This is a genomic window from Haloarcula sp. JP-Z28 (assembly GCF_011440255.1).
GTDB lineage: Archaea > Halobacteriota > Halobacteria > Halobacteriales > Haloarculaceae > Haloarcula > Haloarcula marismortui.
Genome location: NZ_JAAOHT010000004.1, coordinates 758 through 26984, shown reverse-complemented (window position 1 = coordinate 26984; position 26227 = coordinate 758). Strand labels below are relative to the sequence as shown.

Below are 26227 nucleotides of genomic sequence, written 5' to 3'. Positions count from 1 at the left end.
TTCGCGTGGCCGTCATTGGACGGTCACCCCGACGATAACCGCGGTCAGCAGCAGGTTCGCCAGCGAGAGCACCAGCATTCCCTTCCAGCCGATTTCGATGAGCTGGTCGATCCGGACACGCGGGACCGCCGAGCGGGCCCACTGCGTGAACAGGAAGACGCCCCAGATCTTGATGAGGAACCAGACGATGCCCGGTAGGACCGGACCGGCCGGTCCACCGAGGAAAATCGTGGCGATGATCGCCCCACCGAGGAAGATGTGGATGAACTCCCCGAGGTAAATCAGGACGAAGTACACCGAGGAGTACTCGGTCTGGTAGCCAGCGACAATCTCGGTTGGTGCCTCCGGGATGTCGAACGGATTCCGGCCGACCTCCGCGAGGTTTGCGATCATGAACAGCACGAACGCGAAGGGGTTCACGAACGCATACCACGACGGCAGCGGGCCGATCAGCGACTGCTGCTGTGCGGCGACGATCTCGCTCATCTGGAGCGAGCCGGCGAAGATAACCACCGACGCGCCGGTCAGGATGAGCGGGATCTCGTAGGCGAGGTTCTGCGCGACGGCGCGCAGCCCGCCAAGGAATGAGTACTTGTTGTTCGATGCGTAGCCGGCCATCACGAGGCCAATCGACGTGGTCGAGGCCACGGCGAACACGTACGCCAGTCCGACTTCGGGGTCGGCGAGATGGATGCCGTTCCCCATCGGAATCACAGCAAAACCAAGCAGCGCGGTACTGGCGATAATCAGCGGCGCGAGGTCCCACGCCGGTCGGTCGACGCCTTCGGGAACGATGAGTTCCTTCGACAGCAGGCGAACGGCGTCAGCCACGATAATGAACAGCCCGTACGGGCCGATACGGTCGACGGCGATACGGTCGGTGAACGCGGCCGTAATCTTTCGCTTTGCCCACGGACCGGCAAGCGCCGTGTTCGTCATCATGAGCGTCCCGATGAGACCAGCCCCAACGAGACTCAACAGGATCATCACGGCCGTGCTGTTGGGATCAAGCCCAAGCAGGTTCGCGAGCGTTTCCGGTAACGGCGCCGACTGCATTACCGGTCCACCTCCCCGAGGACAATGTCGAGGCTCCCGAGCGAGGCGATCATGTCAGGGATGTACTCGCCCTGAGACATCTCCGGCAGCGTCTGCAGGTTCGAGAAGCACGGGCTGCGGATCTTGAACCGGGCCGGCTTGTCCGTCCCATCCGAGCGGATGTAGATGCCGAGTTCGCCCTTCGCGCCCTCGACGGAGCGGTAGATCTCCTTGTCAGGGTCCGGGCGGAGCGTCCGCGGGACGTTGGCCTGAATCTCGCGGTCGTCTTCCGGCCACTGCTCCAGCAGGTCGACACACTGCTCGATGATGCGGGCGGACTCCTCGACCTCACGAAGGCGGACGAGAACGCGACTGAAGTTGTCGCCGCCCTGCTCGGTGACGACGTTCCAGTCGAGTTCGTCGTAGTAGCCGTATGGGTCGTCGCGCCGGATATCGTAGTCGACGCCCGAGCCGCGTGCCACGGGACCGGTCGCGCCGTACTGCTTGACCTGCTCCGGGGAGAGGACGCCGGTGTCGACACACCGCATCTGGAAGATCTCGTTACCGGTGACGAGGTCGTGGATCTCTTCGAGCTTGTGCGGGAGGTCATCGAGGAAGTCACGGATCTTCTCGAAGTACTCCTCGCGGGGCTCGGGCAGGTCCCAGGCAACGCCACCCAGCCGGAGGTAATTGAACATCAGCCGCTGGCCGGTCAGGTCTTCCAGCAGGTTCTGGACGATTTCGCGGTCGCGGATGCCGTACTGGAAGACAGCGGTGAAGTCGCCGAACACGTCCAGCGCAAACGTCGCCAGCGCGAGTTCGTGCGAGGCGATCCGGCACATCTCCGCCGACATCGTCCGGATGACCTGCGCGTACTCGGGAACGTCGATGTCCGCGAGGTCCTCGGCTGCGCGCGCGTACGCCCATTCGTTGAGGATCCCAGCAGAAATGTAGTCCCACCGGTCCGGGTACGGCATGATCTGGTGGCGGTAGGTGCCCTGCTGGCACATCTGCTCCTCACAGCGGTGCAGGTAGCCGATATCGGGTTCGAGGTCGGCGATCTGCTCGCCGTCAAGCACCGTCTCGACGTGGAGCACGCCGTGGGTCGCCGGGTGGTGCGGACCGATATTGACGAACATCGTGTCCGGGTCGTCCTCGCTGCGCTTGTCGTCTTTCAGTGGGTTCGCGTGCTCGCGCAGTGAGACGATCTGTGGCTGGTCCTGATTGTAGTCCTGGCTCAGGGGGTGGCCCTGCCAGGTCTCGGGCAGCAGGATGCGCCGGAGGTCCGGGTGGTCGTCGTAGTCGATACCGACCAAGTCGTAGGCCTCCCGCTCGTGCCAGTCTGCGGTGTCGTAAACGCGAGCGGCCGACTCGTTGTGCGGGTCGTCTTTCGGCGAGGGGACGACAATCGACAGCTCCTGTGTCGGGTCGTTGTACTTCCGCAGGTGGTAGATGGATTCGTACCGGTCGTCGTACTCCTGTGCCGTGACACAGGCGCAGTGGTCGAACCCAGCTTCCTCTTTCAGCGTCGAAAGGACTTCCTGAACCTCATCGGGACGGATGACGAACCCTTCAGCGTTGACGTGTTCCTCACGGTCGAGGACGTGGCCACCGAGCAGGTCCGCGAGCGCGTCGTAATCAAGGCCGTCCTCCGTAACGCCGACATCGAGCGCCGTATCGCGTGATGGTTTTTCTAAACTCATGGCAAGTTAGGGAGAGTCGTTCCAGTTGTACCGCATAACGAGGTCTTCCTCGTCGATTTCGCTGGCGAGTTTGTCCACGAGCTCGTCCTGTTCGAGGTCGCCGAACTGCTCCAGTTCGTAGGGTTTGACCGTCACCGGCGAGGACTCGCCCTCGGCGATGCGCTCTTGTAGCTTGGCAACGCCGTAGATGAGTGCCTCGGGGCGTGGCGGACAGCCCGGGACGTGGATGTCGACCGGGATGACCTCCTCAGCGCCCTTGATGACGTTGTACCCTTCCTGGAACGGACCGCCGGAAATGGTACAGGATCCCATCGAGACGACGAACTTCGGCTCAGGCATCTGGTCGTAGACGCGCTTCATCCGCGGCGCGAACTTCGAGACGATGGTCCCCGGAACGATGATAACGTCCGCCTGGCGTGGGGATGCGCGTGGCACCCCTGAACCGAAGCGGTCGAGGTCGTGTTTGATCGCGTAGGTGTGGATCATCTCGATGCTACAGCAGGCGATCCCGAACTGCAGCATGAACATCGAGGAGCCCCGGACCCAGTTCATGAACTTGTCGAACTTGGTCAGGATGAACGGCGTCGACCCGAACGCCTCGCGTAGCGTCGAGTTAAAGCGGTCGTCAGCCCCGTCACCCATGCGGGCCTCCTGTGTCGATACGTCTTCGACGGCCGGTGGTGTTTGGTCACTACTCATATGTGTCTGCCCCCTTCGTGGCGCGCGGACTGCGCACCCACTGAACTGCGCCGTTACGCCAGGCCCAACCGAGTCCGATGGCGAGAATCGTGATGAATACGACCATCGGTAGCAGTGCCGTGGTCATCCCGAGCTCAGCGGCGGCGTCGCTGTAGATGACCGTCCACGGGAAGATGAAGACGGTCTCGATGTCGAAGACGACGAACAGCAGCGCGACCATGTAGTACTGGATATTAAACTTGATCTGTCGACTGCTGCCAGTCGGCACTTCACCGGACTCGTAGGTGGTGCGTTTGCCTTGTTCCGGCACGCTGGGCCGCAAGAGGCTCGAAACTGCCATCATCGTTAGTGGGATGGCTAGCGCCACGACCGCGAGCGCGCCGATGGCGATCCATGGATTACTCATTCCGGTATCTCCTATCGTCTCTCGGTTAGAAGTACTCGCATATAAGGGTTCATTGTTCGGTTTTTCGGCCTTGCGGGTCTTTAAGAACCGACACGCTCTCGGATGGAAAGTGACCTGCATCGGCCACACCCCCCAGGGTATGACGCCCCTCGGGTATCACTCGTCCCAATACTCGCGTTTGAATCCGGGCGTCCCGAGTTCGTGGAGGTCACGCGACGCCTCGCCAACGTCGGCCTGGAGCCCCTCGTGGTACGAGACGAGCCGGTCACGGAGTTCGTCGTGCTGCCGTGCAAGGATTTGTGCCGCTGAGAGGGCGGCGTTGAACGACTTGCCGGCGTCGACCGCCGTCATCGGCGCGCCCTGTGGCATCCCGATAACCGAGTCGACGGATTTCTCCTGCACTGGGACACCGATGACTGGCAGCGGGTAGGCGATGCTGGCGGTCATGTTCGGCAGGTCAGCGGATTTACCGCCAGCGCCAGCGATTATCACGTCGATACCGCGGTCGGCGGCCGTCTCTGCGTACGCGTACATCAGGTCCGGCGTCCGATGGGCCGAGCAAACGAACGTTTCGAAGGTGAAGCGGCTCTCGGGCGCGTCAGTGTAGTCCGTCTGTTCCTCGAAGCCGAGTTCGTCGGCGAGCGCCGCGTAGGCTCCCGGTCGCTTGCCCTGTCCGCCGGCCATCGTCGGCAGGTCTGAGTCGGAGCCCATGATGATGCCGACATCGGGCGTCAGGTCGTTCGGTCGGTCCATCTCGGCCTCTTCGTGCAACTGGTCGATAAGCGACTGCACGTTGTCTGCGGGCATACGACCGACTGGAACGGGGACGGGCGTAAGTGTAGGCGATTTCCGGTCAATCGGCTAGCGCCTGCTCCAGTTCGGCAAGCAGCGCCTGTGGGTCCGCGGGGAAGCACCTGAGCGGGTCGGTACGCCCGGTGACCTGTACCCTGAGTGTGTACCGCTTGCGGTAGGTGAGCGCGAGACTGACAGCACCAGCGACAGCGAAGGCCCCGCCGAGGAGGACGGACCGTTCAAGCGACAGTAACCCGAACCCGATCAGCGCGACGCTCATCACCGCGAGGAACCAGTCGATGTCCTGCAGACTCACCTCGACCACGTCGTCGAGATCGACGACCACCGGCTCGTCATCGCGGTCGATCACAAGGCGGTCAGCACTGAGGACGACAGTCCCGCCGGTTCGGAGCGTGCCGGCGTACCGCTCGGTGTCGACAAGCGATGCGGCGTCTGCGGTCGTGCCGTCGCCGTCGTCGTCCACGGTCAGTCGTCGCTCACTGCAGCCGGGCGGTCGCCGCCGCGGCCGCGGATACGGTCTAGCGCTGAGACGTATTCACTGTCGTCCTCTGTGAGCGCGGCCCAGGCCGCGAGCCCGCGCTCCTCGCGGGTTCCGGGCACAGTGTTATCGAGAACGAAGGCGACGATGCCACCGACAACCATCCCGGTCCCGCCCATGACGAACAACGTGGTCGCGACCACATCAGTCCCGAGGACGCTCCCCAGCACCGGGACAGCCGCTAGACCCTGCTGGAGGGCTGTCGCGCCGCCGACATCCATTCCCTGTCCGACCTGGCTCATGTACTCGGGCACCGCGAGGCCGGCAAAAAGTGCGAAACCGACGATGAAGACGTTTCGGTTGGCATCGAGGTCGACGTACTTCAACTGTGAGAGCCCGACGGCGGCGATCTGTCCGAACATGACGATGTAGAGCCCACCGATAATCGGCGACGGGATGGTCGCGAACAACTGGCCCGCTGGGCCGAAGTATCCGACCAGAATCATCACCGCAGCGCCGATCTGCACGACGTAGCGGGACGCGACGCCGGTGATAGCGATTGCTCCAACGTTCTCAGTGTACGACGTACAGCCATTGCCGGTGCCCATAATGCCGGCAAACACGTTGCCGACCCCCTCCATGCCGATACCATCGTTGATTCGGCTGCTGTTCGGCGCGCCGCGGCCAGCAATGCGGGCAACAGAGTGGTAGTCGCCGAAACTCTCGACAACAGAGGCGAGCATCCCGGCGAACATCCCGACGATGAAGCCCGGCGTGAACTGCGGGAGCCCCCACTGGAACGGGTAGATCGGCTGGACCAGCGGGGCGCTCGTGACAGAACCGAGCGAGACGTAGCTGACCGAGCCCGCGGCGAAGACGCCAGTGACTGAGAGGAGAGCCGCGACGGTCCACGCAAACAGAATACCCAAGAGTACGGGAAAGAGCTTGAACGCGCGGTGGCGTCGGTCGAGGTACTGCGAACACGCGATAATCGAGAGCATCGTCAGCCCGAGCAGCCACCAGTTCTGCCCGGTCCCGGGGCTACCGAAGTTCGGGTTCGCAATCTGTGGAACATTAAACAGCGCTAGTCCAATAAGCGCAATGACCGGCGCGATGACGATCGGGCCGACATATCGCTTCAGCTTTCCCATGAGGCCGCTGTAGCCGATCACCACTTCGACGATGCCGGCGACGATGACAGCCCCCTGTAGTTCGACGAGCATGGTCTGCCAGTCCGCGCCCTGCTGGGACAGCACGCCGATGATGGCCAGCCCGGGCGCGAGCATGGAGAACGTCCCGCCCTGAACGATCGGATATCTGTTTCCGAGCGTTGTCTGGGCGAGCGTCGCGATACCCGAGACGACGAAGAACGTCCCGATGAGACGGCCGACCTGATCCGGCGCAGCCTCGAACATCCCCATCGCACCCGCGAGTCCGAGCGGAATCGCGACGGATGCGCCGATCATCGTCAGGTAGTGCTGGACGCCGAGCAGTATCGCTTGCTTTCGTGGTGGTTTGTCGTCGATGCCATACTCGACGAAGCCGGCGGTTTCCGGTTCCTCCGGTGTGGTCGGGTTTTGTCCGTCATCCGGCGGTGTCGCGTCAGTCATGCTCGCTACCCATGGCACTGCAACTCCCGATACATATTCTTTGCTCGTTGGCCCGGCGGCGGCGGGACCCGCCCGCCTCGAAAGGAAAACGCTCTTGGCCCGCTCCGACACAGTCTTGGACATGAGCAACGGGGACGATGAGGCCGACGCGTCGGACGACGCCGAGGCAACAGATGAGATCGACGTGACCGCCGAAGAACTGGAATCGCGTCTCACAGAGGCCGGCGACGCGTTAGAGGCCGCTGAGACGGAGGCCGACCTCGACGATGTCGAGTCGTCCCTCGACGACATCGAGAGTGACCTCGAGGCTGCCGACCTGCCCGAACCCGACGAGGACGATGACGACGCCGAGGACCCCCGCGAGGAACTGGAGTCCCAGCTTTCGGACCTCCGGGACGACCTTGACGAACAGCGCGGCCCCTACGCCGAAGACGTCGTCACCATCGTTTCCGACGCCGCCGACACCGTCACTGACAGCGAGTGGACCGACGACGGAGAGGGCGAGGCTCAGGAAGCCGTCGAGACGTTCCTCGACGAAAGCGCCGAGTTCATCGACCACGACGCTGACACGGGCGGCGATTTCGTCGCTGCCGGGGATGCGCTGACCACAGTCGCCGACGCCATTGAAGCGGCAAACCTCGACCCTGACGAGGACACGGAAACTATCGAAGGGCTCCTCGAAGCGGCGGAAGCGTTGGAAACAGGGCTGGACGAAGCCGAAGTCTGGGACGACCTCACGGTACAGGAGCAACTCGACGCCCGCGGCTTCTATGATATCCTGACCAACGAGAACCGGAAGGACTTCCCGCCGGAGTGGAACGCCGCCAAGCTCCACGCCGAGGAAGGGGACTTCGATCAGGTCCTGTTCGCCTACGACAAACTCGGGTCGGAGTTCTTCGACGGGTACATCGTCGACTTACTGTACAACCTTGGGAGCGACGCCGAACCGGCCTTCGACGCGATGCACCAGCGTGCACAGAAACGCGAGAAAGGGCCAATCGAGGTACTGGGGAAAATCGGCGACGAGCGTGCGACTGAGACGCTGCACGACTACATCGACGGCGACGGCGACCCTGCGCTCCAGAAAGTCACGCTGCGCGCACTGGGCGCTATCGGCAGTGCCGAGTCGGTCCAGCCGGTCGCCAACCGACTTGATGCCGACAGCGAGGAAGTCCGCTCAGTCGCGGCGCGCGCACTGGGGCTGCTCGGCGACACTCGCGCCATCGAGCCGCTGAGCGATGTCCTCAAATCCGGCGAAAGCGACTCCGTGCGTGCCTCCGCCGCGTGGGCGCTCCGACAGATCGGGACCGAAACGGCACTCGACGAAGCCGCCCGCTACACGGACGACCGCGCGTATATCGTCCAAGCCGAGGCCGAAAAGGCAGCCAGCGCCTGAGGCAGGATACCTTTTTATACGAGCGGGCGGCCAGACGCCCCGATGCGGTCGTTCGCCCCACTCGTCTGTTGCGTGCTCGTCCTCGCAGCGATAGGTCCATACACCGCCACTGGACAGGCGACTCCAACTGTAACAGCAGCCAGCGGTCCCGAAGAACCGTCGATTCACGCAGTGTATCCGGACCCCGTCGCCGGCGGTGACGAGGGGGAATTCATCGTCATCACAGTCCCTGCTGGGACAGACATCGGGCAGTATGCTATCACTGACGGTGACGGTACTGCAGGTGTTCCGAACACTACCGCTCGCGGGCGCGTCGTCCTCTCAATGGCACCGAACCGGACACGGGAACTCACCGACTGGCCGGTCGTCGGCCTCGATGGTCATCTTGCGCTGGCAAACGGCGGCGAGCGAATCCAGCTGCAGCGAGGCAACCGGACTGTTGACGCTGTCCGATACACGGATTCAGTCGAGGGTGAACTCGGCGTCATTAACGGGTCTGTCGTCCGTTGGCGGTCACTGGGTGCGACAGACCGCCCGGTCATCAGGGCTGCCGGCGGCGAGGTCCGCGCGTTCGCGCTGCCGGATGCCTCCGCCGCTCCGATTCGACCGATACGGAACGCGGACAAGCGAGTGTTCTTGGCCGGGTACACGCTCTCTTCGGCAAGGGTCGCCGACGCTCTTATCGCCGCCCAGCGCCGCGGTGCGACGGTTCGCGTCCTGCTCGAGGGCGAACCGGTCGGCAGCCGTACCGCCGCAGAGGCCAGCACTCTTGACCGACTGGCCGAGGCCGGTGTCTCCGTCCGAGTGATGACTGGCCCACGTGCCAGATACCGCTACCACCACGCGAAGTACGCTGTTGCCGACGGGCAGGCCGTCGTGCTGACAGAGAACTGGAAGCCCGCCGGCACTGGCGGCAACAGCAGCCGCGGCTGGGGGGTGGTCACGGCACAGCCGCGGGTCGTCGATGGGCTGAACCAGACGTTCCAGTCCGATACCGGCTGGCAAGACAGCGAGCGGTGGGGAGAGTACCGTCAGGGTCGACAGTTCGAGCGAGCTGAGCCAGCGACCGGGACGTATCCGACCGAATTCCAGGCTGAATCGGTGGTCGTCCAGCGGACAGACCTCCTAGTCACTCCCGATAACGCCCAGGGTGAACTTGTCGCGACGATAGACGACGCGAACGACTCGATTGACGTCATCCAGCCGACGGTCGGGGACTGGAACAGCCCGCTTTTGCGGGCGCTCCGCCGGGCTGCGTCGCGCGGCGTTGAGGTCCGTCTCCTGTTGAGTGACGCCTGGTACGTCCGCGAGGAGAACACGCAGACAGCACAGCGCTTTCGAGAATGGGCCGACCGCAACGACGCGCCGCTGACGGCGAAAGTGGCGGCCCCCGACGGTCGCTACGAAAAGATACACGCCAAGGGCGCAGTTATCGACGACAAACGGGCCGTCGTCGGCAGCCTCAACTGGAACGAACAGGCGGCGACTGCGAACCGAGAGGTCGTACTGGTGTTGCACGGCAGCGACGCGGCCGACTATTTCGGCGCGGTCTTTGACGCTGACTGGGGGGCCGGCGGGTTCGACACGCCAGTCGGTGTCATCGGGGCGCTGCTCGGACTCCTCGTGGTCACCGGGCTCGCCGCTCGTCGGGTCTCGTTTGAAACGTAGAAAACTGTGTCGCGGTCAGCCTGCGCAACGGGGGCGACGGCCTACACTTCTTCCGGCAGCGCCGTCGAACTTCCGAGCTCCTCGTCGATTTCGGCTTCGGCCATCTTCTCGACGAGGGCGTCGATGACTGACTCGCGGCGGCCCTTGACGAACTTGATGGAGCCGACGACGAGGTGGCCGCCACCGGAGACGCCGCCACCGTCGACCTCCTTGCTGAGCTCGGTTACCATCCGCGGGATGTCCAGACGGACACCGTCCGAGCGCAGGACGGCGAAGTCCGGGCCGTAGCCGATGGTGATGACGGGGTCACCGGTCTCGGCGACCTTCCGGTCGTGGATTTCGCCGGTCGTTTTGCCCGGCGCAGGGTAAGTAAAGCGATGGGCGTGGTTCTCCACGTCGATGGTGTAGAGGTGTGCGCCGTTGTCGAGCCGTTCGTGGTCAACGTGACTCATGGCGGCATCGAGCTGGTCCTCAACATCGCGTTCGGCGCGTTCGGAGAGGAACTCGACGACTTCGCCGTGGCGGTCTCGGTCGTCACAGTCGACGTTCAGCACGTCAGTGATCAGCTCTTCGCCGGAGTTGTAGCGCAGCCAGTGGGTCGCGTAGTCGAGGGCTTCGCCGATGTCGCGCAGATCGTTCTCGTCGTAGCCCTTCTCGCTTGCGAGGCCGATGTAGTCCCGCATCGCCTCAGCCTCGGAGCGGTCAGACAGGCCCGCGACCGCGGGAACGTGCTGGAGGTCCTCGGTGAGGTCGGGGTCGATCATCCGGGCGAGTTCGACACACAGCATCCCCGTGGTGATGCGGTAGTCCTCGTCGTGGAGGTACGGATTGACGTGCTGTTCGATGAGCGGCTCGACGGCTTCCGGGTCCGGGTGGTGGTGGTCGACGACGACCACCGGGATGTCGTAGTGTCGAAGGTTTCGGTAGGCCGGCGTGTCCTCTTCGGTGGAGCCGTTGTCGAGCATCAGCAGCATCGGGAGCTTCTGCCCGTGACGGGTGCGGTCCTCCAGCGCGAAGTTGAGGTCCCGCGTTACGTCCTCCATCTCGTAGTAGGGGGCCTTGCTCGGCAGGCGCTTGAGGAGGTGCTGGGGCGCGCTGGCGTCCTCGTACTGGGAGGCAATGAACGATTCCAGTGCGACCTGCAGCGGGACGCTCGCACAGAGCCCGTCACCGTCGGCGTGGTGACGCATCCGGATCGGACGGCCCGAAAGCACTGTCTTGCGGAGTTCCGTCGCGACTTCCCGGAGGTCGTCCCACAGCTTCTCGAAAGCAGGCCATTCGACCAGTGGTTCGACATCGGCTGGTTCGGCGGCCTCGGCCAGTGCGGCGTCGAGGTCACTCTCGACAGCGGCGGCTTCTTCGCCGTCGAGCACGGTCAGCGATTCGGCTTCGACCTGCAGGCCGTCGTCGCGCTCCTCTGCGCGCCCGGAGACGCGGACGATATCGTCGATTTCGACGTCGGGGTGCGCCCGGACACCGGCCTCCTCGAAGGCAGCACATGGGACGATACCGGTTTCGTCACGGACTTGGAACACGGTGGGACCGCCGGTCTGTTTGATCTGGACGACCTGTCCCTCGATGATGACCGTCTCACCGGTCGCGTCGTCGAGGTCAGCGACGGTGGTCGCGTTGCCGTGGGCAACACGCTGTTCCTCGTAGTCAGCAACCCGTACTTCCTCGAAGCTCAGGTCGCCGTCGGGACGGATCTCGCCGAGTTCGACAATAAGATCGTCACCCACGTCGTACTGGCCCAAGAGATTAGAGTCGTGGACGAGCCCGGAAACAGCGTCGGAAAGGTCGACGAATACGCCGTATTCGACGGTGCCGTTGACAGTTGCGTGGTACAGTGCGCCTTCTTCGAGATCATCGGACGTACATTGGTCCGCGAGATCGTAGACGATGGTCCCGCCGTCGGGGACCGTCGCACCGTCACCGGTGCCAGTTGGCGAAGACATTTGTCAATCCTTCGGTGCTCCCCCGTTTGTACTCTTCGGAATCCGCGGAGGGACGAACACAACGCGTAAAAAGCGTCCGACCTGACTGCGTGGTATGGGGTTGTTTCGAACGAGCGGGATACTCGGGATCGCGGAGTCCGCACTCGAGTTCGCGCTCGCTGCCTCCGAAGAGGCCCATCCTAACGAGTATATGGGCTTCCTCCGGGGCGATGACGCCAGCAAGCTCGGGCTCGACGAAGATGGGACAGTTCTGACCGACGTTCTCGTTATCCCGGGGACAGAGTCGAACCCGGTCAGTGCGACCGTCAAGACGAGCATGGTGCCGAATGATATGCGAGCAGCAGGGTCAATTCACTCGCACCCGAACGGTGTCCTCAAACCCAGCGACGCCGACCTCGCGACGTTTGGTCGCGGCGACGTCCATATCATCGTCGGCTACCCGTATGGCCACGATGACTGGAAGGCGTTCGACAGCGACGGAACAGAAGTCGAACTGCCGGTGCTCGACGTAGAGCCGCCCGAAGAGTCTTTTTTCGATTTCGACCAGGCTGACATCGACGCCGAGCTACGCGAGGAGGAGTTCGATCAGTGACCCGCGTCGTCGCACAGGGAACATTCGACATTCTGCACCCGGGCCACGTCCACTACCTGCAGGACGCCGCCGACATGGGTGATGAACTCCACGTCATCGTGGCCCGCTCGGTCAACGTCACGCACAAGGAGCCGCCTGTCGTCCCGGACGAGCAACGCCGGGAGATGGTCGGGGCGCTCAAGCCGGTTGACGAAGCACATCTCGGCCACTCCGAAGATATCTTCATCCCGATCGAGCGCATCGAACCGGACATCATCGCACTGGGCTACGACCAGCACCACGACGACGAGCAACTCGAAGCGGCGCTGTCCGCCCGGGGTATCGACTGTGATATCTGTCGGGCCAGTCCGCTGGAAACTGAGGCGGCTGACCGGGTCCTGTCGACTGGCCGGATTATCGACCGGATTCTCAACGAACGGAGCTGAGAAGACAACACTTTCGAGGTCGCAGGCCAACTAGTGGCTATGTCAACCGTCACGACAGGCCGGACGCTTGACGCCAACGGCGACCCAGTTCCGGGAACCGGGTTCGAACTGGACCCCGATAGCCAGTTCGCCGACCGAGTTCGGGAGCGAACCGGCCCTGTCACGTCACATCCGACCCGACCTGTGTGGGGCATTCCGCTGGAGGGATCGGGCGACACCATCCGGACGCTCAGCGTCTTCGGACCCGGCTACGGCGGGCCACCCGAACACTATCACGAGCAGAGCCCGGAACGCTTCGAAGTCGAACGGGGCTCGCTGACGATGATGCTTGATGGCACGGACCACGAGGTGACGGCGGGCGAAACGGCCACCGTCGAGACAGGCGTCACGCACACCTTCCGGAACGACACCGACAAGCGAGCCGTCGTCATCACGAACATCTACTCGCCGGGTCGACTCCGGCAAGTACTCCCGACACTCGGCGGTCTGGCCCACGACGACGATGGAAACTCCGAGAACCCGCTCCAGCAGGCCCTCGTCGCGGACCGTCTCGACGGCAACACAGTCTTCACGAGACAGGAACGGCTCGAACCGCTGTCACGGCTCCTCACGCCGGTTGCAGAACTCGCTGGCTATCAGGGCGCCTACGCGAAGTACACGCAGCCGGCCTTCTGGGAGCGCCACGTCGAACAGCCTGACCTATGACAGCCTCCCTGCGGTGAACGGCTGGGTTGTTCGCCATCACGCTGCCCCCTCGACGGTGACCGTTGCTTCCGAGACCACCCGTTCGTCAGAGGCATCCGTGCCGGCCTCAACCGCCAGCGCGTACTCGCCGGGTGACGCGTCGTTTGGGACGGCCACAGCCAGGGTACCGGTAACCGAATCAACAACAGGGTCCCAGACTAGCTCAGGTGGATACGACTCCCGAACGGCGGTCGGCTCCGGCTTGAATCCCTTGTGTGTCACCTGCCAGCGCTCGGGAATCTCGGCCAGTTGCCAGGTCAGGACGCCAACTGACGAGGCCTGCACTTCGATCCGTGCTGTCTCACCGGGCGCGACGGACGCATCTGCGGTCTCGACGGCGAGACCGCCGTTCGAGCCGTCGCCATGGGACCCACAGCCGGCCAGACAAAGTGTTCCGGCCGAGAGGACGAGCACCGTTCTCCGGGTACGCATACCGACTGTTCCAGCGGTTGGAGCAAAATAGTTCGCCGGCAACTGCTCGAAACAGCGTCTGGTTCGAACGCCATCGCTGTTCAGAAATCAAGTGGATTCCCACCAGAAAACTGTACATTCGTTTCATCCGCCAGCGAGCATGGTAAAACACAAGCATGAATACCGGGGGGTGGAAGTCATCGGTCCGGTGATTGCCCTCGCCGCCGAATGGAAAACTGCCATGTCAGGAACCGCAAGCGCGGTCGTGTTACAGACCGGCGGTCCAGCGATCTCCGCCGAGGCGGCCAGCTATCTCGCGGGGGGACTCGCAGCCCTCGCCGTCGGGTTAGCGGCGCTGGGATCCGGGTTCGCCGAGCGCGGTATCGGCGCGGCGGCGGTCGGGGCCATCGCCGAGGACCCCGATATGTTCGGTCGGGGCCTCATTCTCACAGTCCTGCCCGAGACCCTCGTCATCCTCACGCTGGTGACAGTGTTCGTCGTAACGTAGCAGAAGTAGCCGTTTCCGCGGCCTGTCCACTTTTTTTTGCGGTCCAGACGGCTGCGCTACCGAGTGTCGAAGAGAGTGAGCCGCAGCGAGGCGCTTAGATCAGGTCCGCCTCGGCGAGGTGGTCGACGGCTTCTTGCAGTCGCTCCTTGCTGTTGGCGTAAGAGATACGAGCGTAGCCGGGCGTCCCGAACGCGGTTCCGGGGACGGTCGCGACCTGTGCCTCGGAGATAGCCTGATCACACCATTCGGTATCGTCACCATCCGGCGCGATTTCGGGCATCATGTAGAACGCGCCCTGTGGCTCGGGGACGTGGACGCCGTGGTCTTCGAACAGGCCCATGAGGAACTCGCGGCGCTCGGCAAAGGCCTGACGCATCTCCTCGACGGCGTCGTCGGTGTTCGTGATGGCCTCGACGCCGGCATGCTGGACGAAGTTCACGGCACAGGAGACGGAGTGGGAGTGGACCTTGCCGGCCTGTGAGACCAGTTCTTCCGGGGCCGCGAAGTAACCCAGCCGCCAGCCGGTCATCGAGTAGGCCTTCGAGAAGCCGTTGAGGGTGATTGTTCGGTCTTCCATGCCTTCAAGCGTGCCCAGTGAGACGGCTTCGACGCCGTCGTAGGTGATCTCCTTGTAGATCTCGTCCGAGATGACCGTGATGTCGTGCTCGACAGCGAGGTCACGGACGCCCTCCAGCGCATCGCGGGAGTACACCGCGCCGTGGGGGTTGCCCGGCGAGTTGACGACAAGCAGTTCCGTCTCGTCGGATACGGCGTCAGCGAGGTCGTCGAGCGCGCCTTCAAGCTGGAAGTCGTGGGCGGCAGTGTCGACACGGGTCAGCGTCCCGCCGGCGAGTTTCGCCATCGCTTCGTAGGACACCCAGGCCGGGTCGAGCAGGGCGACCTCGTCGCCGTCATCGATGATGGTCTGGAAGATCTCGTACAGCGCCTGCTTACCGCCCGGCGTGACGATGAGGTTGTCCGGGCCGTACTGAGTGAGACCGTCATCGTGGAGACTGTCGGCGATTGCCTCCTTCAGTTCGGGGATGCCGTTGGAGGACGTGTAGCCGGTGTGGCCGGCGTCAAGTGCGTCCTTGGCGGCGTCTTTGATGTTCTCTGGCGTGTCGAAGTCGGGTTCGCCGACGCTCAGGTCGACGACGTCTTTCCCCTCGGCTTCCAGCTCTGCGGCCTTGTTGCTGATTGCGAGGGTCGCGCTCGGTTCTACACGTTCGACGCGGGATGCAAAGTCCATAGTCATTGTTCGAGTTCAGTGGCGAGTTCGATTGCGCTCCGGACGGCTGAGTCCCCCTTGTCGGTTCGGGCCTCGGCCTCGTCCTGGCTCATGCCCGGGCCGATGATGCCCAGCGTGACGGGGGTGTCTCGGTCGAGGGAGACGTCGGTCAGCCCCTGTGCGGCGGCGTTGCCGATGATCTGGTCGTGGTCGGTGTCGCCGCTGATGATTGCGCCGAGGACGGCCACGGCGTCGATGTCCGACCGGCGCGCGAGCCGGTCGGCGGCCAGCGGCGTATCGTAGGACCCCGGGACATCAATCGACGCGACAATCTCGGCGTCATTGTCGGCAGCGGCCTCGTAAGCCCCGTGCTCCATCTCCTCGATAACGGCCCCGTGTTTATCATACTGGGCAACAACCAGCCCGAGCTGCACCATACCTGACACCCGGGCAGGGGCGACTAAAGAACTACCGTTCCGTGCTTGCACGGCCACAGGTCGCTACGTCGATATCGGCGACGGGCGGGTAGCTTAAAATCCTGTTATAGAAACCAGAAGGATTCTAATGCCCCATGTGCTTGAGCCAGATATGGCTGAGTCGTCCCTGCTGTCTGCCCTCCACGATTTCCGGGACCGGAGCCGGTCCTGGTTCGCGGACGACCCCCGCGCCGCCGTGAAGCTCGTCGTCGCCGTGACGCTTCTCGGACTCGTCCTCAGAATCGCGGCGCTCGGGAGCCGCGTCGCCCACTTCGACGAGGGCCGCGTGGCCTACTGGGCGCTGCATCTCCGCGATTCTGGGTCGTTCGCGTATCGCTACATCATCCACGGCCCGTTCATTCAACACGTCGATAGCTGGATGTTCACCGTCGCTGCGCCGACCGACTTCACGATGCGGCTCCCGGTCGCGATTGTCGGCGGCCTGCTCCCGCTGACAGCGCTGCTCTTTCGCAAGCACCTCCGGTCCGACGAGACTGTTCTCATGGCTGTGTTTCTCGCACTCAATCCGGTGCTGTTGTACTTCTCGCGGTTCATGCGCAGCGACGTGCTGGTCGCGGCGTTCATGTTCACCGCCTTCGGCCTGCTCGTCCGGTTCGTTGACACTCGGAAGGCGCGGTATCTCTACGGCGTCGCCGCGTTCATGGCGCTCGGGTTCGCCTCGAAGGAGAACGCCATCGTCTACGTGCTAACGTGGCTCGGCGCGACCGGCCTTCTGCTGGCGAAGGTGCTCGTCCTCCCGAACGGCTACCGCGACGCCGTCGGCTTCCTCCGGACCGTCCCGAGCCTCGGTGCAATCTGGGGCCGGCTGTCGGGCCGGGTCCGGGCGGATGTAGGGCTCGTTGTCAACATCGTTCGCTCGTTCCGCGACCGCCATGACAGCGCCGCCTCCGTCCTCGCAGCGTACGCGAGCCACATCGTCCTTGCCGCGCTGGTGTTCGGCTTCGTCTCGTTGTTCTTCTACGCCCCGCGGGGGGCCGGTGTCGCGGGCATCGAACACCCGCCAGCACCGGTCGCGAGTGGCGACGTGAACTTTTGGTCCGGCGTGACGAACCCATCGCTGTTCCCGGAACTCGTCCAGACCACATGGGAGCGCGTCGTCGGCCAGTACAGCGAGTGGTTCTCGCCGGCCTCGGAGAAAGCCACGACCACTGAAACGGGCCTGGTCGACTCTATCGAAACGTTCTACGAGAGCGTCGACGGCCACTATGAGGTGCTGCTGAAAGCGCTGGGCTACACCGCCGCCCCGCTGGTCCTGTTCTCGGCGTTCGGGTACGCGCTCGACCGGCTCGGAACCGTCGAGCCGCGCCACCTCGTCCCGTTCGCGGCCTACGGCGGCTACGTCTCGATTCTGGGCTACCCCATCGGGACCGACATCGGCGCGCCGTGGCTCGCCGTCCACGTCGTGGTCCCGCTGTCGATTCCGGCCGCCGTCGGACTCGCTGCTGTGATCCGGTGGGGGAACGAATCGCTGTCGACCGACGACGTGACCGGCGCTGCCATCGCCGCTGCCATCGTCCTGCTCGTTACTGCACTCGTCGTCAACACGACCGCAACGCGGGTGTACACCAACGAGCATCTGGAGGGGAACCCGCTGGTCCAGTACGCCCAGCCACAGGAGTCGCTCCGTGCGGATCTGGCGGAGATGGACCGAATCGCGACGGCCAACGGAAACGGCACCGATGTCGTCATGTATCACGGAGAGCGCGGCGACGCCTACGACGGCGACGACGCGTACGTCAAAGAAGACCGCGGTCAGTGGAACGACTCGTGGTGGAACACCAGACCGACCTGCTTGCAATGGCACAATTCACTGCCGCTGCCGTGGTACTACGCGGCCGAGGACGTGAACGTCTCCTGTGAGAACCGGTCCGACAGGCTCGCCGAGCAGGCGCAGGCCGACCAGCCACCGATAGTCATCACCCAGCAGATTGATAGCACGGTCCCTGCCGAACAGCTCGAAGCCGCCGGATACGTGCCCAGAACCCACCGGATGCGAACGAAATACGGCTCGAACGACATGACGGTGTGGGTCCACGAGTCCTACGGCCGAGAACCGAACGGTTAACCCTGCTGCTGTGAAAGCGCGCGGTATGACGCTCACGTCACCAGGGCCGACCGTCGGCGTGGTCGGCGGTGGCCAACTCGGCCGGATGCTGGGCGAGGCGGCTGCACCGCTCGGTCTTGAACTGCTCGTGACCGACCCGACGCCGGACTGCCCGGCCGCGCCGGTCGTCCGCGACCAGATTGTCGGGGACTTCGACGAGGCGGCAACCCTGCGGGAACTCGCCGAGCGCGCCGACTACCTCACCTTCGAGATCGAACTGGCCGACCCGGACGTGCTTGAACGGGTCGCTGAAGAGACAGGGACGCCGGTACATCCCGCTCCCGAAACGCTCCGAACGATTCAGGACAAGCTCGTCCAGAAGCGCCGGCTGTCGGACGCTGGCGTTCCGGTCCCCGAGTTCCGCGCCGTTGACACCGCCGATGACCTCCGTGAGGCCTGCGAGGAACTGGGCTACCCCGCAATGCTCAAGGCCCGAACCGGCGGCTACGATGGCCGCGGGAACATCCGCGTTGAGGGCCCGGATGAAGTCGAGGACGCTGTCGACGAGATCGCCGGCCCCGCGATGGTCGAGGCAATGGTCGATTTCGAGCGGGAACTGGCGGTCATGGGCTGTCGCGGTGCAGACGAGCGAGACACGTTCCCGGTCACCGAGACGATTCACCGTGAGGAAATCCTCCGGGAGTCCGTCGCGCCGGCCAGAGCGTCACGAGCCGTCCGCGAACGCGCCCGAGATGTCGCGCACGACGTGCTCGACGTGATGGACGGCCGCGGCGTGTTCGGCATCGAACTGTTCGAGACGACCGACGGCGAGATTCTGCTCAACGAGATTGCGCCGCGCCCGCACAACTCCGGCCACTGGACTATCGAAGGGTGTCACACCTCGCAGTTTGAGCAACACCTCCGCGCTGTCACCGGCCAGCCGCTGGGGTCGACCGACCAGCGGTTCCCCACTGTGTCGACCAACATCCTCGGGGATGTCTCAGAGCGCCAGCCGGCGGAGCTACGGGGCGAGGACAGTGTGCTTGGGACGCCGCGGGCACACCTGCACTGGTACGGCAAGCGCGAAGTGTACGGCCTCCGGAAGATGGGGCACGTGACGATGACCGACGACGACCGCGACGGCCTGCTCGCCGACGCCCGCGACCTCCGTGACGGGCTGACCTTCGAGTGAGCGCCACTGACTGCGTCGTGAGTGGGATCTAGAGACTGACCACGGTCCGGAACCGAGCGGTCTTTGGCTCTGCAGTCCCGAGTCGGCGTATGGACCGACGGCAGTTTCTCCGTGCGGCCGGCCCGGCGGCAGTCGCAGGGCTCGCCGGTTGTCTCGGCGGTGGGAGCGCTGACACCGACTACGACGTGGGGATGTCGGCGGCGGCGTTTCGCCCGGTACAGATTACCGTCGAACCGGGGACGACCGTGCGGTGGCTCAACACGAGCAAGCAGGGCCATTCGGTCACGGCCTACGAGGACGATATCCCCGACGAGGCCGATTACTTCGCCTCCGGCGGCTTCGACACCGAGCAGGCGGCCCGTGACAACTGGGGGAACTCCTCTGGCGGGACGATGTACGAGGGTGACGATTTCACCCACACTTTCGAGACAGTCGGCGAGTATGCCTACTTCTGCATCCCACACGAACGAGCCGGAATGGTCGGGACTGTCGTCGTAACCGAAAACCCCGATACGGCGGCGAGCGGCGAGTAGCCACGTCATCACTTTTCTTGCAGCATCCTCGTCCGCGCTGAGCGAGCCGTTCACACGCTGTTTTGCGTTCTCGGTTGCTAGCTTATCGCCGTCGTGTGACAGTATACGTCACAGCAGAGACTCGCGTCTGCCGCGTCGCTGTTAGAGGGTTTCTCACTACGGCGGAAAAATCGAACGTCGGTGCTTGAACGTGTTAGGCTTCGACGTCGACGTCTTCTTCGTCCACGTCGACGGCCGTCTCTTCTTCGGCGGCGACTTCTTCGGGCCGCGCTTCGAGCGTGGTCTTCTTGATCTCGACGCGTCGGAGCGGGTAGATGTCCTTGGCCTCGCCGTAGATAGCCGAGGAGAGGCGCCCTTCGACGACACTGTCGATGAGCTGTTCGAAGGTGTGGTCTTCGGCCGTCTCGCGAACGAGGTCGATCATCGTTCGGCGGATGGCCTTCTCCTGAGAGGCGTCGGCCTTCTTGGTCGTCACGGCGACCGGCTGAATCTGGACGCGGTAGTCGTCCGTGGTCAGCACGGTGATGTAGGCCTCGACCTTCGAGGAGCCTCGGCGGACGAGCGAGCGGAGGTAGTCCCGCGTGAGTTCGTGACGGATGAACTCCGTGTACGCTGAGTCCGAGGCGACCTCGTTGATCTTGAAGGTCAGCTTCGTGTTGTTCTCGCTGGCGTCGTTGGTCAGTTCGCCGAGCGTTGTTTCGATGGTGCGTCCGAGCACCTTGTCCGGTTCCTCTGCCGGTGTCTTACCGAGAACCTCCCGGTCGAACTGCTCGGGAGCCTGCACGGTGTACCACCGTTTCTGTTCTGTGCGCTTGGAAACGCTTCGTTCACTCATGGTTGGATTGTGTGTGTTGGTCTGCGAGCTGTGCTGCAACCCGGATGTTGACGACGTAGTCGTCGACGGTCGCCTGCAGGCCGCCGGTCGAATCACGCTCGACAGTTGTGACCACGGCATCACCCTCGACACGCGTGGTCATTTCGTCGGTGTTGTCCGGCCGCACCGCGCGTGCGACGCGTTCGGGCGAGTCGTGTGTCGTCCGAATCTCGGCCCGTCTCATACTGCCTCCCGGAACGCTTCGATGAAGTCGGCCGTCGAAACGTCGAACCGGGCGCGTGCCCGGTCGCCCGTTCCAACGGCGTCGCCGCCGACTGTTTCGGCGGCTGCGCGCATCGTTTCGGCCACGTCCCGGCCGTCCGTGGCGCGGGCTGCGGCCCGGTCGTCGGTGACGACGAGCGTCACCGGTTCCGGCGCGCGGTAGTCTGCGAATAGGCGGGCGACAGTGCCGGTCGGCATCGCGTCGCCGCGAGCGACGAACAGGCCGTCGTACCGGCCCGTGGTCGCCTCGGACACTGCGTCGTGGGCGCGTGTGGCGTGACTGCGCCAGGCGGCCAGCGCGTCCTCGCTGACGGCCTCGTGGCCGAGTGCGAGTGCGACGGCGGTGCCCGGCTGTTCGCGGGCGACGGCGTCGAGCACGTCGGCGTAGCCACCGACAGTCTCGAAGGGGCCGCCTGCTGTCGGACGGAGTGCGCGCTGGACCGCGTTGGCGGCCCGGGGCGGCGCGTCCGTGGTTACTGTCAGCGCGACCAGCGACGCGAGGCGTCGGTGGTCGTCGGCCGACGGAGGTCCGTCGGGCGAGATGTCGAGTTCCGCCAGTGTGGCCCGCGCTGCGTCGGCGTCGCCCGAGAAGGGCGCGACGAACAGCGTCGAGTGGGCTAGCCCGTCCGCGAGGTCTGTACCCGGCACTGCGACGCCGGGCCGCTGGTCGAGCCCCGCCTGCTCGGCGGCTTCGGCGACGGTCCCGTCAACGTCCCCGGCGGCAATCGTGCCGGCCAGGGCGAGCGCGGGGTCGGCCGTACCGAGTTCGCGGGCGGTCTCGAAGGCAGTCGCGGCGGCGCGGTCGGTCAACGTTACGTCGGCGGTCGGCTGCGTGCGACCGATTGCGATGGTGATGTCGGTCTCAGTGGTCCGGTCGGGGTCCTCGAACGGGCGGACGACGCTCGCCTGGAACGGCGTGTCGTCTAGTGCCCGCGCCAGCAGGCCGGTCGCGGCCAGCGCCTCGCCGGTCGCGTCGCTGACGAGGCGCACAAAGGCGGCCTCCCGCAGCGACCCGGCGAGGTCACCGGGCGACGTGGCTGGCGTCGGTTCCCGACCGGTCGCCGACATCTATTCGAGACCCAGCGCCTCGACGGCGTTGTCGTAGCTGTAGGTGAAGTCCTCGTCGACCTCGTCACCACGGTAGTAGTCGATGAGGCGTCGGATCTTCGACTGCGTGTTCTGGAGCGCACGCTTGTTCTGGTAGTCACCGGGGTTCTCGTCCATGTGGTCGCGAAGGCGGACGGCCCGTTCGAGCAGGTTCCGAAGGTCTTCCGGCAGGTCCGGTTCGGCTTCGTTCTCCTCGAGGATCTCAGTGACTTTCTTGCCGGTCGCGAGCGAGACGTCAGGGATCGGCGTGCCCTGAACGCCCTCGTCGCGCAGCTTCAGGCCGATCTCGCTGGGCGAGTGGCCCTGTTCGGCCAGTTCGACGACGCGCGCTTCGATGGCGTCCTCGTCAACGTCGCTCCACTCCGGGGGTTCGTCTGCCGCCGGTTTGTCCGAGTCGGACGAACCGCGACGGCGTGTATGCATTCGTGCCATTGTAATCTGGTTGGAACCGCACGAACCGCTCTCGTTACGAGGCGTATTGGCACTGTACAGTGCCGAACACGGCCGCAATCCCGAGCTGTGAAAGTCCACAGCGAGTCAGATTTGCGGTCGTGCTGTTCCCATCTTCCTGTCTGAGAGGGCGCGACTAAACCGTTCCGCTTCCCAGCCGAGTCTCGAAACGACGACACCGTCCACGAATCCATACCACAGAGAACCTTCTTCGCAGTATTACAATTGATAACGTGCCCGACTGTTTTAAACTGTTTGCCGGAGTACGTCTGTGTAATATGGGTAGCGCTGGGTGGGGCCTCGGAAACCGTGGGCAAAGTGCTCCGCTCGGACTGGCGCTAGTTTTTGCGGTGATGATTGTATCGACGACAGCGGTCGTCGCACTGGGTGCTGACGCAATCACGACCACGCAGACGCAACTCGATGTGGAACGAACCGAAAAGTCGTTGACGGAACTCAACTCCAAAACCGCGCTCGTGGCACTGGGACAGACGGACGTACAACAGGTTTCCCTTCCCGCGAGCAGTTCAAGCACCTATCAAATCGACGAGGATGCCGGGTGGATGAACGTCTCCTATCAGAATACAACGTCCGGGAGTCGGACGACCGTATTCAACGAATCGATGGGTGAGGTGGCGTATCACGGCAGCGATGAGACGCGACTCGCGTATCAGGGGGGCGGCGTCTGGCGGACTAACGGCGACGGAACATCGGTGATGGTGTCCCCACCCGAGTTCCACTACCGGGATGCGACGCTAACGCTGCCGCTCGTAACGGTGAGTGGGTCCGGGGCAATCAGAGACAGCGCGTCGATCTCTCACAACCAAACAACGTCGCACTTTCCGAACAGCACGCGCAACGCGAATTTCACGAACCCGCTTGAAGATGGGAAAGTCAACGTTACCGTTCAGAGCGAGTACTACCGCGCATGGGGAGGGTACTTCGAGGAGCGAACGGACGGTGACGTGACGTACCACCCCGATAGGAATCGGGTTTCGATTATTCTCAAGGTCCCTGCAGGGCCGCGAACGGTGCGGAGCGCCGTCGCCGCGACGAGCGACGCCGGTTCGATCAAACTGAGCGGGAACGATGCATTTACCGACAGCTATACCTCGGCGGACGGGGACGGCTACGACGCCTCCGAGGCCGGTGATAGCGGCAATCTCACGACGGCAGGCGATATCACCGTCACCGGGAGTGCGGAACTGAACGGAAACATCACCTCGGGCGGTCGCGTCGAATTCAGTAGTAACTCGATGACGTTCAACGGCGACCGGGTAGAGTGGGCGGACACGTTCGACGACAAACACGGAGCGTGTTCGGGTTCCTGCTCCGACGAACAGATCAGTTCGTTCGGTGATACCACCAATATCAACTCCCATGTCGACACACAGGTCGACGACCTATCGTCGTCGAACGATAACGGGGGAACGATAGCCGACGACGGCGTCATCGACGGGACCGAGGGGACGACGACCCTGTCCGCGGGCCGCTATCACGTCGACAGAATCGACCTCAGTGACGACGTGGAGTTCGACACGACTGGTGGAAACGTAATCATTGGCGTCGAGAACTACGTGAGCCTCAACACCGGAAACGATATCACGGTGTCCGGCCCGAATCAGGTGAAGATTTACGTAAAAGGCGAGTCGCCCGCGTCGGGCGGGAGCGCTGACGGCTATCACTTCTTCACACGGGCGAGTGAGATCAGGACAACCGGGGCGGTCAGTGAGCGGTCGACGCAAGTGTGGATCTACGGCAAAGATAATCTCCAGGCCCGGATGGAGAAGAAAGGGTCAGACAAGTCCAAAGTCACTGGCGTCATCTACGCGCCGGGGGGAAAGACCGGAACGAGCAGGTTCGAGATATGGAAGAGCGAACTCTACGGCGGTGCGGTCACCAGCCAAGTCGAACTGGAAAAGGGTGGCAGAGTCCACTTTGACCGGGCACTCAAACAAGAGCGTACAATTCCCAAAGACACGAGCGTGGTTGCGATCACCTATCTCCACATCTCGACGAACGACGTCAACATCACGTCCAATTGACCGCCGACACACCTCACTTCATCACTACCAGAAATGGTAGCACTTAGCGTCGGTCGGTTTTTGTTGTGGCTGCCATAGACAGTCGCTGGTAGCGACTATTGACGGGACGGCCAGCAGCCTTATCAGCTGTGATAACTACTGTCGGATAATGCGATTCCCCTGGGGTCAGGGTCGGGGTCAGCAACGGGCACAATCAGCCCCGCTCGGGCTGATACTGGTTCTCAGTCTCGTCATCGTCGGTTCCGGCGTCGTTGTCAGCCTGGGAGCGACGGCGCTGGTCGATACTGAGGCCGGGCTCGATGTCTCCCGGGCGGAGACTGGGATGACCCAGCTGGACTCTCAGGCGGCGCTGGTGGCGCTTGGGAACTCTGACAGCCAGCGGGTGTCTCTCGTGGGGACGGACAGGTCCTCGTACCGAATCGACGACAGTGCCGGTCGGATGACCGTCAATATCACCAACCACTCGGCTTCGCCGTCGACGACAGTCACGCTGATGGACGAGCGGCTCGGGGCGGTCATCTACGAAAACGGGAACCAGAAAGTCGCCTATCAGGGCGGCGGGGTGTGGCGGCGTTCCGACAGTGGCAGTGTCATGGTTTCACCGCCGGAGTTCTACTACCGCGACGCGACGCTGACGCTCCCACTCATCACTGTCCGTGGCGACCGGTCGCTTGGCTCACGGGCGAGCATCTCGAAGGACGGCACGACGCAGGTGTATCCCGACCAGGCGGCTGGGAACATCAATCCGCTGGATACGGGGACGGTCAACATCACCGTCCAGAGCGAGTACTACCGGTCCTGGGGGCGCTACTTCGAAGAGCGGACCGATGGCGATGCGTACTACGACCACGAAAACGACAGCGTGACCACGACGCTTGTCGTGCCGACGGGGCCGCGAGAAGTGACGAGCGCCGTCGCGGCCACGTCCGCTGGCGGACAGATTGCGCTCTCCGGCAGTGGTACCGACCCCGCTCGAACGGATAGCTACAATTCGTCTGTCGGCGATTATTCGACCTCACGGGGGTCGTTCGGAACAATCACCACAGCCGGTGACGTGTACGTGAAAGGGAACAGCGAGGTGGATGGCGCTGTTCGGTCCGGAGACCGGGTCGAGGTCAAAGGAAGCGGTGTCGTCACCCGTGACGTGGAATACTCGACCACGAAGCATATCAAGGGCACTGTTAACGGCAATGTCAGACAGATTTCGGGTGTCGAGGGAGCTGGCGCTATCGATGGCTTGGTGAACCGGCGAGTCGCCAACGCAAGCGATACCAATGCCAACGGCGCGACCGGCAGCATTTCGGGGAACCAGCTTGCCGCTGGTGACCAGACGCTGGACGCGGGCACATACTACCTCGAAGACCTGACGCTGAGCGGCGAGACGCTGACGATTAACACAGGTGGTGACGACGTGACTATCGCTGTCCGGGACTACGTCTACATCGAGAACAACGGGCGGATCAAGGTCAACGGTGGCGGAAAGGTCCGTCTCTACGTCAAAGGCGAAGCAATGTCCCCCAGCGGCCACCACTTCCACATCTATCGCACCGGGGACGTCGACATCGATAACGCCAACAACTCCAAGCAGTTCT

At 63.7% G+C, this 26227-nt stretch carries 26 protein-coding genes; 11 read left to right on the top strand and 15 right to left on the bottom strand.

The window, feature by feature from the left end; all coding sequences use genetic code 11:
• Positions 1 to 12: 12 nt before the first annotated feature.
• The 7 genes from G9463_RS03425 to G9463_RS03395 form a co-directional block, all read right to left on the bottom strand.
• Positions 13 to 1056, bottom strand: a complete 1044-nt coding sequence (locus tag G9463_RS03425; RefSeq protein WP_004957106.1) for a complex I subunit 1 family protein — start codon at positions 1054 to 1056, stop codon at positions 13 to 15.
• Positions 1056 to 2738: an NADH-quinone oxidoreductase subunit D gene (locus tag G9463_RS03420; protein ID WP_004957103.1), complete on the bottom strand. Its 1683-nt coding sequence runs from the start codon at positions 2736 to 2738 to the stop codon at positions 1056 to 1058. The genes G9463_RS03425 and G9463_RS03420 overlap by 1 nt, the downstream gene beginning before the upstream one ends.
• A gap of 6 nt (positions 2739 to 2744) precedes the next feature.
• Entirely contained in the window at positions 2745 to 3437 is a 693-nt protein-coding gene (locus G9463_RS03415) for an NADH-quinone oxidoreductase subunit B (protein WP_004957101.1), read from the bottom strand.
• Positions 3430 to 3843: an NADH-quinone oxidoreductase subunit A gene (locus tag G9463_RS03410; protein ID WP_004957100.1), complete on the bottom strand. Its 414-nt coding sequence runs from the start codon at positions 3841 to 3843 to the stop codon at positions 3430 to 3432. The genes G9463_RS03415 and G9463_RS03410 overlap by 8 nt, the downstream gene beginning before the upstream one ends.
• Positions 3844 to 3999: 156 nt before the next feature.
• On the bottom strand, positions 4000 to 4650 hold the full coding sequence (locus G9463_RS03405; protein ID WP_004957098.1) for an AIR carboxylase family protein: 651 nt from the start codon (positions 4648 to 4650) through the stop codon (positions 4000 to 4002).
• Positions 4651 to 4696: 46 nt separating this feature from the next.
• Positions 4697 to 5119, bottom strand: coding sequence for a hypothetical protein (locus G9463_RS03400; RefSeq protein WP_165895963.1), 423 nt, complete (start codon positions 5117 to 5119; stop codon positions 4697 to 4699).
• 2 nt (positions 5120 to 5121) lie between these two features.
• A complete protein-coding gene (locus G9463_RS03395; protein WP_165895962.1) occupies positions 5122 to 6744 on the bottom strand; it encodes a uracil-xanthine permease family protein in 1623 nt (540 codons plus the stop codon).
• A 121-nt stretch (positions 6745 to 6865) separates the two neighbouring features.
• On the opposite strand from G9463_RS03395, the gene G9463_RS03390 reads away from it, so the two are divergent.
• Entirely contained in the window at positions 6866 to 8140 is a 1275-nt protein-coding gene (locus tag G9463_RS03390; protein ID WP_165895961.1) for a HEAT repeat domain-containing protein, read from the top strand.
• A gap of 42 nt (positions 8141 to 8182) precedes the next feature.
• Positions 8183 to 9808 (top strand): phospholipase D-like domain-containing protein, encoded by a 1626-nt coding sequence (locus G9463_RS03385; protein WP_165895960.1) that lies wholly within the window; start codon positions 8183 to 8185, stop codon positions 9806 to 9808.
• Between the two features lie 41 nt (positions 9809 to 9849).
• Here G9463_RS03385 and G9463_RS03380 read toward each other — a convergent pair whose 3' ends face one another.
• On the bottom strand, positions 9850 to 11763 hold the full coding sequence (locus tag G9463_RS03380; RefSeq protein ID WP_165895959.1) for a DHH family phosphoesterase: 1914 nt from the start codon (positions 11761 to 11763) through the stop codon (positions 9850 to 9852).
• Between the two features lie 94 nt (positions 11764 to 11857).
• Here G9463_RS03380 and G9463_RS03375 point away from each other — a divergent pair, with 94 nt between their 5' ends.
• From G9463_RS03375 to G9463_RS03365, 3 genes are read left to right on the top strand one after another with little or no spacing between them, the layout of a single operon-like run.
• Complete coding sequence (locus G9463_RS03375) at positions 11858 to 12355, top strand: Mov34/MPN/PAD-1 family protein (RefSeq protein WP_004957088.1); 498 nt, start codon at positions 11858 to 11860, stop codon at positions 12353 to 12355.
• Positions 12352 to 12780, top strand: coding sequence for an adenylyltransferase/cytidyltransferase family protein (locus G9463_RS03370; RefSeq protein WP_165895958.1), 429 nt, complete (start codon positions 12352 to 12354; stop codon positions 12778 to 12780). The genes G9463_RS03375 and G9463_RS03370 overlap by 4 nt, the downstream gene beginning before the upstream one ends.
• Before the next feature lie 39 nt (positions 12781 to 12819).
• Positions 12820 to 13485 carry a cupin domain-containing protein gene (locus G9463_RS03365; protein WP_165895957.1) on the top strand — a complete coding sequence of 222 codons (666 nt, stop codon included), beginning with the start codon at positions 12820 to 12822 and terminating at the stop codon, positions 13483 to 13485.
• A gap of 36 nt (positions 13486 to 13521) precedes the next feature.
• Here the strand turns inward: G9463_RS03365 and G9463_RS03360 are convergent, their stop codons facing one another.
• On the bottom strand, positions 13522 to 13956 hold the full coding sequence (locus G9463_RS03360; RefSeq protein WP_165895956.1) for a hypothetical protein: 435 nt from the start codon (positions 13954 to 13956) through the stop codon (positions 13522 to 13524).
• 220 nt (positions 13957 to 14176) lie between these two features.
• On the opposite strand from G9463_RS03360, the gene G9463_RS03355 reads away from it, so the two are divergent.
• Positions 14177 to 14443: an ATP synthase subunit C gene (locus G9463_RS03355; RefSeq protein WP_121303933.1), complete on the top strand. Its 267-nt coding sequence runs from the start codon at positions 14177 to 14179 to the stop codon at positions 14441 to 14443.
• Positions 14444 to 14537: 94 nt separating this feature from the next.
• Here the strand turns inward: G9463_RS03355 and G9463_RS03350 are convergent, their stop codons facing one another.
• Both G9463_RS03350 and ribH read right to left on the bottom strand, forming a co-directional pair.
• Positions 14538 to 15698, bottom strand: a complete 1161-nt coding sequence (locus G9463_RS03350; RefSeq protein ID WP_165895955.1) for a pyridoxal phosphate-dependent aminotransferase — start codon at positions 15696 to 15698, stop codon at positions 14538 to 14540.
• Positions 15695 to 16108, bottom strand: coding sequence for a 6,7-dimethyl-8-ribityllumazine synthase (gene ribH, locus G9463_RS03345; protein WP_007190811.1), 414 nt, complete (start codon positions 16106 to 16108; stop codon positions 15695 to 15697). Before ribH ends, G9463_RS03350 begins: the two co-directional genes overlap by 4 nt.
• 151 nt (positions 16109 to 16259) lie before the next feature.
• On the opposite strand from ribH, the gene G9463_RS03340 reads away from it, so the two are divergent.
• From G9463_RS03340 to G9463_RS03330, 3 genes are all read left to right on the top strand, one after another.
• Positions 16260 to 18233, top strand: coding sequence for a flippase activity-associated protein Agl23 (locus G9463_RS03340; protein ID WP_165895954.1), 1974 nt, complete (start codon positions 16260 to 16262; stop codon positions 18231 to 18233).
• Between the two features lie 25 nt (positions 18234 to 18258).
• Positions 18259 to 19404 (top strand): 5-(carboxyamino)imidazole ribonucleotide synthase, encoded by a 1146-nt coding sequence (locus G9463_RS03335; RefSeq protein WP_165895953.1) that lies wholly within the window; start codon positions 18259 to 18261, stop codon positions 19402 to 19404.
• An 89-nt stretch (positions 19405 to 19493) separates the two neighbouring features.
• Positions 19494 to 19937: a plastocyanin/azurin family copper-binding protein gene (locus G9463_RS03330; protein ID WP_004957066.1), complete on the top strand. Its 444-nt coding sequence runs from the start codon at positions 19494 to 19496 to the stop codon at positions 19935 to 19937.
• Positions 19938 to 20130: 193 nt separating this feature from the next.
• Here G9463_RS03330 and G9463_RS03325 read toward each other — a convergent pair whose 3' ends face one another.
• Genes G9463_RS03325 through G9463_RS03310 form a run of 4 tightly spaced genes read right to left on the bottom strand, consistent with a single transcriptional unit; the run spans position 20131 to position 22572 of the window.
• Positions 20131 to 20772, bottom strand: a complete 642-nt coding sequence (locus G9463_RS03325; RefSeq protein WP_004957064.1) for a 30S ribosomal protein S3ae — start codon at positions 20770 to 20772, stop codon at positions 20131 to 20133.
• Complete coding sequence (locus tag G9463_RS03320; protein ID WP_004518217.1) at positions 20765 to 20995, bottom strand: KEOPS complex subunit Pcc1; 231 nt, start codon at positions 20993 to 20995, stop codon at positions 20765 to 20767. Before G9463_RS03320 ends, G9463_RS03325 begins: the two co-directional genes overlap by 8 nt.
• Positions 20992 to 22101 carry a hypothetical protein gene (locus tag G9463_RS03315; protein WP_165895952.1) on the bottom strand — a complete coding sequence of 370 codons (1110 nt, stop codon included), beginning with the start codon at positions 22099 to 22101 and terminating at the stop codon, positions 20992 to 20994. Before G9463_RS03315 ends, G9463_RS03320 begins: the two co-directional genes overlap by 4 nt.
• Complete coding sequence (locus G9463_RS03310) at positions 22102 to 22572, bottom strand: 30S ribosomal protein S15 (RefSeq protein ID WP_004957060.1); 471 nt, start codon at positions 22570 to 22572, stop codon at positions 22102 to 22104.
• A gap of 371 nt (positions 22573 to 22943) precedes the next feature.
• Between G9463_RS03310 and G9463_RS03305 the strand changes: the two genes are divergently transcribed.
• Both G9463_RS03305 and G9463_RS03300 read left to right on the top strand, forming a co-directional pair.
• Positions 22944 to 24635 carry a hypothetical protein gene (locus G9463_RS03305; protein ID WP_165896017.1) on the top strand — a complete coding sequence of 564 codons (1692 nt, stop codon included), beginning with the start codon at positions 22944 to 22946 and terminating at the stop codon, positions 24633 to 24635.
• A 148-nt stretch (positions 24636 to 24783) separates the two neighbouring features.
• On the top strand, positions 24784 to 26227 hold a 1444-nt coding region (locus G9463_RS03300; protein WP_240149923.1), incomplete at its 3' end, for a polymer-forming cytoskeletal protein.